The following is a 12,565-nucleotide window of genomic DNA, read 5'->3' on the forward strand; positions in this document are numbered from 1 at the left end:
CGGCAGCGCGGCCGAATTCTGTTAAAATTATGCCCCGCCCCGGGTAAAATGCCAGATTTAAACAACAGATTTGAAATAAATTACCTAGTTTAGAAGGACTAAACGATTCGGATCTTTAAATTTATAAACCGCCATCATGAGTACAACAAATGTAAACAATGCTCCGCTGGACAGTCTTGACGAATGGGAAGATGATTTATTAAGAAGATACCCCGACCCTGAAGCCATTGCCGCCTCAAAAAGCACCGATGAATACCGCAATTATGAAGATCCCCAGCGGGCAACGGTAAAAGAATTCTACCGGCTGAACCATACTTTTCAGACCCATGATTTTGTGATGAAGAAACAGGCGGATTTTTTAAGGTTCAACCGGAAGGAAATGACGGTTTGGGATGCCTTTGACTTTCTGAACCAACTGGTGGATGATTCCGACCCGGATACCGACCTTGATCAGTTCCAGCACCTGTTACAGACCTCCGAGGCCATCCGCAGGGACGGGCATCCCGACTGGATGGTGCTTACAGGGCTTATGCACGATATGGGAAAAGTGCTCTGCCTTTTCGGCGAGCCCCAATGGGCCGTGGTAGGTGACACCTTCCCGGTGGGATGCGCCTATTCCGATAAGATCGTTTACCCCGAATTCTTTAAGGACAATCCCGACTACGACAATCCGAAATACCAGTCCAAGCTGGGTGTATATGAAGCCGGCTGCGGGCTCCGGAATGTGAACATGTCCTGGGGACATGATGAATATATTTACCAGATCATGAAAGATCATTTACCCGAAGAAGGATTGTACATGCTGCGCTACCATTCCTTCTATGCCTGGCACCGGGAAGGGGCTTATGAATACTTAACAGATGATCATGATAAAAAGATGCTGAAATGGGTAAAGATCTTTAATCCTTATGACCTTTATTCCAAAAACCCGGAGCCGCCAGTTTGGGAGAACTTACGCCCCTACTATGAAAATCTTGTAGACAGCTATCTTCCCCGGACCTTAAAATTCTGACACGACGGGATACCATCCGCTGCATAAACCAGCGGATTTTTTTAGGCCGTCAGACTTGTTCAACTCTTGGAAAAACGATTGTATGTCCATAAAAATAGGAGCGATTGTATGGGGCGTGAAAGATATTGCGCGCGCCGTTGATTTCTGGAGCAAAGCATTAAATTACCGTCTGAAAAGAGCCCCCGAAAGTGATTGGGCCATGCTCATTCCCAAAAGTGGAAACGGCGTGCAGCTATCGCTGAAACTTACCACATCACACAAACCCAAAAGACATCACCTGGATCTCTTTACCATCAATCAGGAGCAGGAAGTGGAACGCCTGCTGAAACTGGGTGCCCGGCGCATGACCGGCTGGCAGTATGAAGCCGATGCCGATTATGTGGTGCTGACCGACCCGGAGGGCAATTCCTTCTGCGTGGTTCAAACCTGATCTTACTACCCTTATCAAACCATTGACCCGATGCACAAACTACAGACCGCAGATTATATTGTTTTCTTTATCTATTTTCTTGTTGTTGCAGCCTACGGATATTATATCTACCGCCGTAAAAAATCGGAGACCATCAATTCAAAGGAATTCTTTCTTGCGGAAGGCTCCCTTACCTGGTGGGCCATTGGTGCTTCCCTTATCGCCTCCAATATTTCGGCGGAGCATTTCATCGGCATGAGCGGGTCGGGCTTTGCATTGGGACTGGCCATTTCCTCCTATGAATGGATGGCAGCCGCCACACTGATCATTGTTGCGGTCTTTATTATACCGGTATATCTAAAGAACAGGATCTTTACCATGCCGCAGTTTCTTTCGGTGCGTTACAACGATAAGGTGAGTACCATTATGGCCATTTTCTGGCTGCTGGTTTATGTATTTGTAAACCTTACCTCCATTATTTACCTGGGAGCACTGGCCATCTCCTCCATCAGCAACCTGAGCTTTGAAGCCTGTATCATCGGGCTCAGCCTGTTTTCTGTTATCGTTACCCTCGGCGGAATGAAAGTGATCGGCTACACCGATGTGATCCAGGTGATCGTATTGATCATCGGTGGCCTCATCACCACCTACCTGGCGCTTTCACTGCTGGCGGACCGGTTTGGTTTTAATGGCGATATCTGGAAAGGACTGGGAGTATTAAGAAAAGAGGTACCGGGCCATTTTCATATGATCTTTAAAAAAGATAACCCGCACTACCAGGAGCTGCCGGGGATGTCGGTGCTCATCGGCGGTATGCTGATCAATAACCTGGCCTATTGGGGATGCAACCAGTACATTGTGCAAAGAGCCCTCGGCGCCGACCTGAAAACGGCGCGCAAAGGCATCCTCTTTGCCGCATTTCTCAAATTACTTATACCGATCATTGCCGTGCTTCCGGGCATCACGATGTTTGTATTGCATAAGAACGGGATGTTCCAGGCTGAGATGACGGATGCTGCAGGCGCCGTAAAACCGGATCATGCGTATCCCACCCTGATGAACCTGCTGCCCGCAGGGTTGAAAGGGGTGGCTTTTGCTGCGCTTACAGCAGCCATTGTAGCCTCGCTCGCCGGAAAGGCCAACAGCATCTCCACCATTTTTTCCCTTGATATTTATAAAAAATTCGTCAATAAAGAAGCTTCCGAGCGCACACTCGTACGTGTGGGGCGATGGGCGGTGATCGGCGCCCTGCTGATGGCAGCCCTTGTAACCCCTGCCTTAAAATCGCTGGACCAGGCCTATCAGTTCATCCAGGAATACGTGGGATTTTTCTCACCGGGTGTGCTGGCCATCTTCCTGCTGGGCATGTTCTGGAAACGTACAACCGCAACCGCCGCACTGGCAGGGGCGCTGTTCACCATACCGTTTTCGGTGTTGCTGAAATTCCTTCCCGGCTGGACCAATGGCGGATTTCCGGACTATCCGTTCCTCGACCGGATGACGATCACCTTTTTCGGGGTGGCATTGCTGATGATCGGTATCAGCCTGGCAGCGGGAAAGGGTCCGGGAACTGCGCCTATCCAGGTAGACCGCCGGATGTTCCGGGTATCTCCCGGCTTTGTGATCGGCTCCGTGCTGATCTGCGGCATATTGGCGGCGCTTTACACCGTTTTCTGGTAATGGCTTGATCCCAAACAATTTAATGGTCTTTTTTGCAGGCTGCTGCGGCGGCGGCCGGAAATTTTTATAACCGGCTGTTGCGTTTCTGCCTGCCCCTGCGTTACCATTAACAGAACAACATTCGTATCTAAATTTTTTAAATAATGAAAAAGGTTTCCTTAGTAGGCTTTCTGTTTGTGGTCATTCTTTCACTGAGTTCCTGTTTAAAAGACCGTGACAACTATTATGACAGCCCCGAATTTCAGAACGCCGCAGCGGTGAGCATTGTGAATGCCGCGCCCCTGGGAATGCCACTGGACATCCAGTTCCAGGGTACCCAGCGCTGGCTCCTTAATGAATTTTACTATACTTACCGCACCAATTACACCCGGGTTTATTCCGGAGAGCGCAAACTATATGTGTTCAACAGAGGCGATGCAGACAGCCTGTTCTCTAAAAACATCACATTTGAAGCCAAAAAACGGTATTCGATCTTTATTGTGGACACCCTCCGGAAAATGGACGCCGTACTGGTACGCGACAGTGTGATGAAACCCCAGGGCGATTCGGTACTGCTCCGTTTTGCCAATATGAGTCCGGATGCCGGTGCCATTGATCTTTACCAGCAGGGCAATACCACCCCCGTAGCAAAGAATATCCGCTACAAGGGTACCAGCCCGTTCATCAGCTTTAAATCGGTGCGGGATGTAAAATTTGAAGCGCGGGCAGCAGGCACCTCCACTGTTCTGGCCACATCTGAAGTAAAAAATTTATATAGCGGAAATCAATATACTATTTGGACAACAGGTTTTAAATCAATGAACACTACCAACGGCAAACTCATTGTTGAAGCTATGGCGCATTATTATTATTAGTATATCCCATAATCATTCCATAAAAATCAGCCGCTGTAGTTAAAAACAGGTTGGCTGATTTTTGCTATATTTAAAAAGAGTAAAACATAAAGGAGATTTGGGAATACAGGACGCCGAGCTGGAACTGGTGCTGAAAAAATGTGAACAAGACTCAGTACCCCACAAAGAAGCGCTTTACAAAGGCTATTATGGCTTTATTAAAGGCGTGGTGCGGCGTTATGTAAATGATTATCACGTGATGGAAGAGCTCGTAAATGATTCCTTTGTGAAGATTTTCAATAACCTGAATACATTTAAAGCACCAGGGTATTCGCCGGATATCGGACAATCGTTCAAAGGCTGGGTCGCAAAGATCGCTTCAAGAACAGCCATTGATTTCCTGAGAAAAAAGAAAATGAATTTTTTACAGGAGGAACCATCCGAAAACCATTTTCCGGAACAACAACCTTCCGGAGTCTATACCAGCGAGGTAAAGGATATTATGTCGCTCCTGGACCAGCTGCCGGAAGTACAGAAAACCGTTTTTAATTTATACGAAATAGAAGGATTCAGTCATGAAGAAATATCCCGGTTGCTGCAGATCTCAGAGAACGTATGCCGGGTATATCTTTCGCGGGCCAAGAATAAATTAAAAGCGCTTTATATAAAACATTTTTAATAAAAAGTCATGGAAGAACAGGATGATTTTTTTAAACATATAAAAGAGGTATTGCACCATCACGAGGAGGGGTACCGGGAGGGCGCCTGGGAAGATTTTGCCGGGCAACACCTGAAACCCTCCCCTTCGAGGACCGCGCCCGTGGTTTCCATCTGGAAATGGGCCGCAGCAGCGGCCATCCTTACGGGGGTATGCTTTGCAGCTTTTTATTTTATCAACTTTAAAGCTGCACCGCCGGCCGGCAATGTGGTACAGGCACCTGTGTCACAACCCCAAAACACCCGGCCCTCAGATGACAGCAGTATAACACCACAGCAACAGCTGCCCGAAACGGCACCCGTTAAAGAATATTATTCCTCAACTGAAAAAAACGATCCGGACAATTATAATTTATCTGTAACAACACCTTCCGCCGGTAATACAATCGGAGCACCGGTTCTTTACCCGGCAACCGTTCCGGGTACTGCACCATTGATTCCTACCCCGGCACCTCCGGTGGCCGGCAAGCCTGCCGCGCCCAAACCGTCAGCGCCGGTTCATTTCTGGGAAAACCGGATCATTACTGAAGAGGCAACACAACCACCACGACAGGCAATGCCCGTCACCCGTGATCCCGTACTCGCCCGGAACAGCGAACAGAAAGAATCCGGCCGCTCAAAAAGATGGTCGCTGGGTCTGTTTCTTTCGCCCACATTCGGAGAAACCAACGTGAACATGGGGTACGGAGCTTCACTGGGCTATGCCATCAACGATAAGATCCGGATCAGTACGGGGATCGCTCACAACAAACTGACCGCCTCCCGCGACTTTGATGTGGCAGCCTCACCGCCTCCCGCTTCCCTGAACAGCCCTGTAGCAGATGGCCTGTTTGCAGCAAGAGGTCTGCTCAGTAACAGCAACACTACCTCCCAGCCCCAGCTGGAAGCCGTAAAAGGAGCCGTGAGCGGTTTCGACATCCCGGTGGATATCAGCTATAATATTTCAAAAAAACTCTATGCCAGTGCAGGGGTATCCGGCCTGGTGGTTATAAAGGACAATGCCCAGTACACCTATGTAACCAGCACCAACCAGCGGGTACAGGTAGAGAACAGCCAGGGTCTTCTTAAAGAAGACAAAAACATGCGGGTGGTGGAATATTCCACCAGTGATGCGGCCCCCGAAGCCTCCGGCAAGGAAAAAACACCGTTCCTCGGGTTTTATAATGTGTCGATGGGATACAAACAGCGGGTATCTTCGAAGAATAATGTGGCAATAGAGCCGTTCCTTAAGATCCCCATGAAAAGCGTATCCGATCAAAAACTCAATTATACAGGCGTGGGCATCCGGCTGAAGTTTGATTTTTAGGATCTTGTTGTTTAGTTATTATAAAAAATGCGGGGCCCTGGGCCCTGCATTTTTCTTTAAAGATTCCTATCTTTAGAAGCATCCATGAAATTACTGAACGCAGCACAGATACGGCAATGGGATGAGTATACCATCCGGCAGGAACCCGTGGTTTCATTAGAACTGATGGAACGTGCGGCAAATGCCTGCACGCGCTGGCTGGTAACAAATACGCTTGCCGACAGTTATTATATCTTTTGCGGAAAAGGTAACAATGGCGGCGACGGACTGGCGATTGCCCGGTTATTGTACAACGCCGGAAGATCTGTGAACGTATTCATATTGGAAACGGCGGCAAAGGGATCGGACGACTACCGCTCCAATTTCAATATCCTTCAGCATCTGTCTGCCATACCGGTTTACCGCCTCCGCTCGGAAACCGATTTCCCCCTGGTACCGGAGGGCTGTATTATTATTGATGCGCTTTTCGGAACCGGGCTCAACCGGCCGCTGAACGGACTGGCAGCCCGGCTGGTGACCTATTTGAATGAACGCACGGCACCGATTGTGGCTGTTGATATTCCCAGCGGATTGTTTTGTGATCAGTCTTCCCGCAACAATACGGTTATCAGGGCCCGGCACACGCTTACCTTCCAGGTACTCAAACTGGCGTTCCTGCTGGCAGAAAACGAACCCGCTTTCGGACAAGTACAGCTGATGGATATCAACCTGCACCCTTCTTTTCCGGAGCTGGTCGATACGCCCTATTATATCATCAATCAACCTGTGGCCCGGCGTCTCTATCGCCCGCGCAGCGCCTTTGCCCACAAGGGAACATTCGGACATGCGCTGATTGTAGCAGGCAGCTATGGAAAAACCGGAGCCGCTGTGCTGAGTACACGGGCCTGCCTGAAAACAGGAGCCGGACTGGTAAGTGCGCATGTACCCGGGGAAAGTGTTTTGGTTATGCAGACAGCCGCGCCCGAAGCCATGGTCTTCCCCGATCCCGACCCTTCGGTTGTTTCGGCCATCAGTTACGAACCGGATAAATTTTCTGCAACCGGTATTGGTCCGGGCATTGGCACGGAGCCGAAAACAAAATCCCTGCTGCGGGAGCTTTTCGAGCAGGGCACGCACCCCATGGTATTAGATGCCGATGCATTGAATATTCTTTCTGAAGACGGGAATCTTCTGAATCTTATTCCATCGGAAAGCATCCTGACACCGCATCCCAAAGAATTCAGCCGGCTGTTCGGGAATTTTGAAGATGATTTTAAAAAAATAGAGGTAGCTTGCTCTAAATCCATGGAATTGAATGTTGTAATAATTTTAAAAGGGCATCATACATTGGTAGCACTGCCGGATGGCACCGGTTATTTCAATATTACGGGAAATGCCGGTATGGCCAAGGGCGGCAGCGGCGATGTGCTTACAGGAATCCTTACCGGATTGCTGGCCCAGGGCTATACATCGAAAGATGCGGCGCTTATGGGCGTGTTCCTTCACGGGCTGGCCGGAGATCTTGCTGCGTCCTCTCACGGAATGGAAGCCATGCTGGCTTCCGATATCATTGAGCATCTTGGAAAAGCATTCCAGGCATTACAATAATACATCACTGAACAATGAATACCCACCAGTCATACACCACGGAATTCCGGCAATTGTCATACAATACCGGATATTTTTTAATATTTTAGCTGCACAATGCAATCGATTTAAATATGCTGTCTATGACCCCTTCATGAACCCCGAAACCGCATTAAAAATAACATTAATGGTTTTGAATGCAACACTTATATTTGCAGCCTTGCTTATGCATTATATATTAATATAGAAAAATTTATATGCAACATCTGATCTATCTAGTACCTCTTATGGCCGTTATCGGTCTTATTTACACTTTAATAAAATTTCGATGGGTTGTTAAACAGGATGCAGGAACACCAAGGATGAAAGAAATCAGCGATCATATTGCTGAGGGCGCCATGGCCTTTTTAAAAGCCGAATGGAAAATACTTGGATATTTTGTTATTATCGTTGCTATTTTGCTGGGCGTGCTGGCCAATGCCAACCCCCACTCCCACTGGATGATCTCCATTTCCTTTGTCATTGGCGCTGTATTAAGTGCTGTGGCGGGTTATATCGGTATGCGTGCCGCAACGTTCGCGAATGTGCGTACCGCCAATGCGGCCCGGACAAGTCTCCGCAAAGCCCTTAATGTGTCTTTCGGAGGCGGCGCCGTTATGGGCGTTGGCGTTGCCGGTCTGGCTGTGCTGGGACTGGGTGGGCTTTATATTATCCTTAAACATTTTTTTGCGCCGGAAGCGGACCTCAATTCAGCTGAAATGCTGACCACTATCGAGGTGCTTACCGGGTTCTCACTGGGTGCTGAATCCATTGCATTATTTGCACGTGTGGGTGGCGGTATCTATACAAAAGCGGCCGATGTAGGTGCTGACCTTGTGGGTAAGGTAGAGAAAGGCATACCTGAAGATGATCCCCGCAACCCGGCCACCATTGCAGACAATGTAGGTGATAATGTTGGTGACGTAGCCGGTATGGGTGCCGACCTGTTCGGGTCCTATGTTGCTACCGTGCTGGCCACTATAGTGCTGGGACAACAGATCGATATTGCCGATGGCGCCGACTTCCTTGGAGGTTATTCCCCCGTGGTATTGCCCATGCTGATCGCCGGTATCGGTATCTTATTTTCGATCATGGGAACGTTCTTTGTAAAAATCAGTGAAAGCGCCGGCATCAGTACCCAAACCGTTCAGAAAGCATTGAACATGGGCAACTGGGGCTCCATCATCCTTACCGCACTGGCATCCGCGGGCCTGGTATACTGGATCCTTCCGGATCAAATGGAGCTCCGCGGTTTTGTATTCTCAAAGACCGGCGTACTGGGTGCTATCGTTGTAGGACTGGCTGTTGGGGCGCTGATGACGATCATCACGGAATACTATACGGCCATGGACAAACGTCCGGTGAACTCCATCATCAAGAAATCATCAACGGGCCATGCCACAAATGTGATCGGCGGACTGGCAGTGGGAATGGAATCCACTTTCCTGCCCATACTGGTGCTGGCTGCGGGCATCGTTGCTTCTTATAAATGTGCCGGTCTTTATGGTGTTTCCATCGCAGCGGCAGCCATGATGGCAACCACCGCCATGCAGCTGGCCATTGATGCGTTTGGTCCTATCGCAGACAATGCCGGGGGCATTGCAGAAATGAGCGAGCTTCCCAAGGAAGTACGTGAAAAAACAGATGTGCTGGACGCTGTGGGAAATACCACAGCTGCTACCGGTAAAGGATTTGCCATTGCCTCTGCGGCATTGACCGCCCTGGCCCTGTTTGCCGCGTTTGTAGGTGTTGCAGGGATCAAGGGAATTGATATTTATAAGGCCAATGTGCTGGCCAGCCTGTTCCTGGGCGCCATGATCCCGTTCATCTTCTCCGCACTGGCCATCCGCGCCGTAGGCGAAGCAGCCATGGCCATGGTGGAAGAAGTAAGGAGACAGTTCCGTACCATTCCCGGTATCATGGAAGGAACCGGAACACCCGAATATGATAAATGTGTGGCCATTTCCACAGAGGCCTCTCTTAAGAAAATGGTGGTGCCGGGTGCTATCGCGATCGTTTCGCCCATCATCATCGGCTTTTTACCCAGCTTTGGTGCAGAAGCGCTGGGTGGCTTCCTTGCCGGAGCAACAGTTTCCGGCGTATTACTCGGAATGTTCCAGAACAATTCCGGTGGTGCCTGGGACAATGCCAAGAAATCATTTGAAAAAGGAGTTGAGATCAATGGCGAAATGTTCCATAAAAAATCAGATCCGCACAAAGCTTCTGTAACCGGAGATACCGTTGGTGATCCGTTCAAGGATACTTCCGGTCCTTCGATGAACATCCTCATCAAGCTGATGTCGATCGTATCGCTGGTAATTGCTCCGACGCTTGCACAGGTAGAAGGCAATGTAAGCAAGGAGCCGGTCCCTGTAAAACAGGAAATGGCAAAGACTCCTGCTGTATCCGGCAAGATCGCCGCGCAGTACAGCGTATCAAAATAACAGCTTCGCTAAAAAAATATTCACAGGTTGTTTCAGCTAATGAAACAACCTTTTTTATTACACACAGCTATTCAGTAATTCCCGCCACCGGATAAAAAAAATAAGGCTGTAGGTCTGGCTCTATGAAGCAGCTCCGGAATTTCCGTTACGGAACAAAAGAACCTTAAGGCCTTAGGCCTGACCCCTATAAAGCAGCTCCGGAATTCATTCCGGAGCGATGATCACGATACCCGCCCGAGTGCCAGCGGCACGAAGCATTTTGAACATAAAAAAAATACACGCGAGGTTCCCTGCGAAGCACCCGGCTAAGAAAAGGTCAGAAATCAACTCAGTGATCCAGTGCCTCAGCGGCCCATATCCTGCGATCTTATTTAATATCTGCAAATACAAAGTACACCGCACCGATCAGCAGTAAAAAGCTCACCAGGTATTTCCAGTGAAATGCATTATTGGCAAATGCAACGGCATACACCGTAAAAACGGCCAGCGTGATCACTTCCTGCGTGATCTTCAGCTGAAACAGGTTGATCCCCGATTTCTGCCCGATGCGGTTGGCAGGCACCGCCAGGCAATATTCAAAAAAAGCGATCAGCCAGCTTAGCAGAATGGCCTTCCAGAGCGGCCAGTTCTCATTTTTTAAATGATGATACCAGGCCAGTGTCATGAACACATTGGAGCAGATCAGCAGGAGGATGGTCCTGTAAAACATACCGGTTGTTTTTTGTTAATACAATGCTTGCTTAAAGGCAGCCACAGCTGCGGCATCAATACCAGAGTGCCGGATGCTTTCCGTATCAGCAGCAAAAGCCGGCGCCACATATTTCATGCGGGAGGGGATCATCTCGCGGAGTGAGCTATGGAACTGTGTACAGCCGGTACTTTCAGCCAGGGCCTTTACATTATCTGCCCGCACACCGCTGCCCGGCATGATGATGATCCTGCCGGCCGCCTGTTCATTCAGCTGGCGGATCAATGTGCTGCCTTTAATGGCCGTGGCCTCCTGTCCGCTGGTGAGTATCCGCTCACAGCCCGCTTTAATGATCTGTTCCAGGGCATTCAGGGGGTCCCTGCAACGGTCGAACGCGCGGTGAAAGGTAACCCCCAGCGGGTACACAGCCTCCACGATCCGTAAAGTACGTTCCGTATCAACATCACCATTGGCTTTTAAAAAACCCGTCACTACTCCATCGCAATCCAGTGTTTTGCAATTGACCGCATCGCTCAGCATACATTCAAACTCTTCTTCCGTATAAAGAAAGTCGCCTCCCCGTACACGGATGATGGGGTAAAGCGCCACATCAAATTTTTCACGGCAGGTTTTTATCACTCCGTAAGACTGTGTGGTTCCCCCCTCGCCCAGGTTGGCACAAAGCTCGATACGGTCTGCGCCTCCGGCAACAGCATTTTTTGTAGATTCAAAATCAGTGGTAGCGATCTCTACGGTAAATTCATTGTAGCTATTGGACATGCGTCGGATCTGTTTGTTAAGTGAAAGATTGCAGGTGAAAAATAAAAGGTCATTATATTTTCAGGAATCAGGAAGTAAAGTGATAATTCGCGTCCACCAGGCTTTCCTTTGTTTTGGTTTTGATGGCATAGTTAAATCCTTTGTGAATGGCATAGGCGCCTACCACACCGTTCTTATTAATGGCGATAAAAGCTACCTGTATCTTGTGTGCGTTCTCCTTTTTGATCTTTACGATCCGTTCGATGATCTTTTTGCAGGCCACTTCCGGGCCAAAGCCTTGGCGCATCATTTCCACCACGCTGTGCGACCCGGCAACCCGTATCACGTCCTCACCCTGGCCGGTGGCCACACAGGCACCTACTTCGTTATCCACGAACAAACCGGCGCCAATAATCGGTGAATCACCCAGCCTGCCGCGCATTTTAAACCCCATACCGCTGGTGGTGCAGCTGCCGCTGAGGTTGCCGGTCGCATCCATGGCCAGCATGCCGATGGTGTCATGGTTCCAGTCGCCATTATCCAGCTGCTCCGGTGCAAAGGGGCCGTGTCCTTTATTTTCGCGGTTGATCGCCGGTTCGTATTTTGAGTTCTCCAGCCATTTTTTATAGGCATTCTGCGCGTCGGGCGAAAGCGTCTGCGGCTCCAGCGGGAATCCTTCTTCCACGGCGAACTGCTGTGCCCCGCTGCCCACCAGTATAACATGCGGTGTTTTTTCCATCACACGGCGTGCCACTGATATGGGGTGTTTGATCCGTTCAAGGAACCCCACGCTGCCGCAATTGAACTGGTGATCCATAATACTGGCATCGAGCGTCACAATACCATCACGGTCGGGGTTAGCGCCCAATCCCACGCAACAGTTCTGGGTGGCCTCCGTTATCTTAACGCCATTCTCCACAGCATCCAGCGCGCTTCCTCCAGCCGACAATACCTCCCAGGCCCCTTTATTGGCGGCCAGACCGGCATCCCAGGTAGAGATCACCACTGGTCCGTTTTGCGTTACCACCTGGCTATGGCCGTTTTTAAGCAAGAGGGAAGCTGTACCGGACAACAGTCCCAGCTGAAGAAAACGTTTCCTGTTGATCATACTG

The 12,565-nt window shown here is 49.5% G+C and carries 11 protein-coding genes; 8 read left to right on the forward strand and 3 right to left on the reverse strand.

Going from position 1 to position 12,565, the window contains the following annotated elements; genetic code table 11:
* Nucleotides 1-136 precede the first annotated feature (136 nt).
* The 8 genes from K7B07_RS24655 to K7B07_RS24690 all read left to right on the forward strand — a co-directional run bounded on the left by K7B07_RS24655 (nucleotide 137) and on the right by K7B07_RS24690 (nucleotide 10,006).
* Nucleotides 137-1,012, forward strand: coding sequence for an inositol oxygenase (locus tag K7B07_RS24655; RefSeq protein WP_223713210.1), 876 nt, complete (start codon nucleotides 137-139; stop codon nucleotides 1,010-1,012).
* An 82-nt stretch (nucleotides 1,013-1,094) separates the two neighbouring features.
* Nucleotides 1,095-1,442 (forward strand): VOC family protein, encoded by a 348-nt coding sequence (locus K7B07_RS24660; RefSeq protein ID WP_223713211.1) that lies wholly within the window; start codon nucleotides 1,095-1,097, stop codon nucleotides 1,440-1,442.
* A 30-nt stretch (nucleotides 1,443-1,472) separates the two neighbouring features.
* Nucleotides 1,473-3,101, forward strand: coding sequence for a sodium/sugar symporter (locus tag K7B07_RS24665; protein WP_223713212.1), 1,629 nt, complete (start codon nucleotides 1,473-1,475; stop codon nucleotides 3,099-3,101).
* A 143-nt stretch (nucleotides 3,102-3,244) separates the two neighbouring features.
* The gene (locus tag K7B07_RS24670) at nucleotides 3,245-3,955 is read left to right on the forward strand and encodes a DUF4397 domain-containing protein (protein ID WP_223713213.1); all 711 of its coding nucleotides are present in this window, start codon (nucleotides 3,245-3,247) and stop codon (nucleotides 3,953-3,955) included.
* A 97-nt stretch (nucleotides 3,956-4,052) separates the two neighbouring features.
* Nucleotides 4,053-4,613: an RNA polymerase sigma factor gene (locus tag K7B07_RS24675; protein WP_223713214.1), complete on the forward strand. Its 561-nt coding sequence runs from the start codon at nucleotides 4,053-4,055 to the stop codon at nucleotides 4,611-4,613.
* A 9-nt stretch (nucleotides 4,614-4,622) separates the two neighbouring features.
* On the forward strand, nucleotides 4,623-5,957 hold the full coding sequence (locus K7B07_RS24680; protein WP_223713215.1) for an RAD23 family protein: 1,335 nt from the start codon (nucleotides 4,623-4,625) through the stop codon (nucleotides 5,955-5,957).
* Nucleotides 5,958-6,041: 84 nt separating this feature from the next.
* The gene (locus K7B07_RS24685) at nucleotides 6,042-7,544 is read left to right on the forward strand and encodes an NAD(P)H-hydrate dehydratase (protein WP_223713216.1); all 1,503 of its coding nucleotides are present in this window, start codon (nucleotides 6,042-6,044) and stop codon (nucleotides 7,542-7,544) included.
* A 236-nt stretch (nucleotides 7,545-7,780) separates the two neighbouring features.
* A complete protein-coding gene (locus K7B07_RS24690; RefSeq protein WP_223713217.1) occupies nucleotides 7,781-10,006 on the forward strand; it encodes a sodium-translocating pyrophosphatase in 2,226 nt (741 codons plus the stop codon).
* A 367-nt stretch (nucleotides 10,007-10,373) separates the two neighbouring features.
* Here the strand turns inward: K7B07_RS24690 and K7B07_RS24695 are convergent, their stop codons facing one another.
* The 3 genes from K7B07_RS24695 to K7B07_RS24705 form a co-directional block, all read right to left on the reverse strand.
* Nucleotides 10,374-10,715, reverse strand: coding sequence for a DMT family protein (locus K7B07_RS24695; protein WP_223713218.1), 342 nt, complete (start codon nucleotides 10,713-10,715; stop codon nucleotides 10,374-10,376).
* 15 nt (nucleotides 10,716-10,730) lie between these two features.
* Entirely contained in the window at nucleotides 10,731-11,474 is a 744-nt protein-coding gene (locus tag K7B07_RS24700; protein ID WP_223713219.1) for a copper homeostasis protein CutC, read from the reverse strand.
* Nucleotides 11,475-11,541: 67 nt separating this feature from the next.
* Nucleotides 11,542-12,561, reverse strand: coding sequence for a glycosylasparaginase (locus tag K7B07_RS24705; protein WP_223713220.1), 1,020 nt, complete (start codon nucleotides 12,559-12,561; stop codon nucleotides 11,542-11,544).
* Nucleotides 12,562-12,565 lie beyond the last annotated feature (4 nt).

This window comes from Niabella beijingensis, from assembly GCF_020034665.1.
Lineage (GTDB): Bacteria > Bacteroidota > Bacteroidia > Chitinophagales > Chitinophagaceae > Niabella > Niabella beijingensis.

Excerpts from the sequence above, each read along its gene's own strand:
- K7B07_RS24665 (WP_223713212.1), top strand. The coding sequence starts at position 1,473 with ATGCACAAACTACAGACCGCAGATTATATTGTTTTCTTTATCTATTTT.
- K7B07_RS24660 (WP_223713211.1), top strand. The coding sequence starts at position 1,095 with ATGTCCATAAAAATAGGAGCGATTGTATGGGGCGTGAAAGATATTGCG.
- K7B07_RS24700 (WP_223713219.1), bottom strand. The coding sequence starts at position 11,474 with ATGTCCAATAGCTACAATGAATTTACCGTAGAGATCGCTACCACTGAT.
- K7B07_RS24690 (WP_223713217.1), top strand. The coding sequence starts at position 7,781 with ATGCAACATCTGATCTATCTAGTACCTCTTATGGCCGTTATCGGTCTT.
- K7B07_RS24685 (WP_223713216.1), top strand. The coding sequence starts at position 6,042 with ATGAAATTACTGAACGCAGCACAGATACGGCAATGGGATGAGTATACC.
- K7B07_RS24695 (WP_223713218.1), bottom strand. The coding sequence starts at position 10,715 with ATGTTTTACAGGACCATCCTCCTGCTGATCTGCTCCAATGTGTTCATG.
- K7B07_RS24680 (WP_223713215.1), top strand. The coding sequence starts at position 4,623 with ATGGAAGAACAGGATGATTTTTTTAAACATATAAAAGAGGTATTGCAC.
- K7B07_RS24670 (WP_223713213.1), top strand. The coding sequence starts at position 3,245 with ATGAAAAAGGTTTCCTTAGTAGGCTTTCTGTTTGTGGTCATTCTTTCA.
- K7B07_RS24705 (WP_223713220.1), bottom strand. The coding sequence starts at position 12,561 with ATGATCAACAGGAAACGTTTTCTTCAGCTGGGACTGTTGTCCGGTACA.
- K7B07_RS24655 (WP_223713210.1), top strand. The coding sequence starts at position 137 with ATGAGTACAACAAATGTAAACAATGCTCCGCTGGACAGTCTTGACGAA.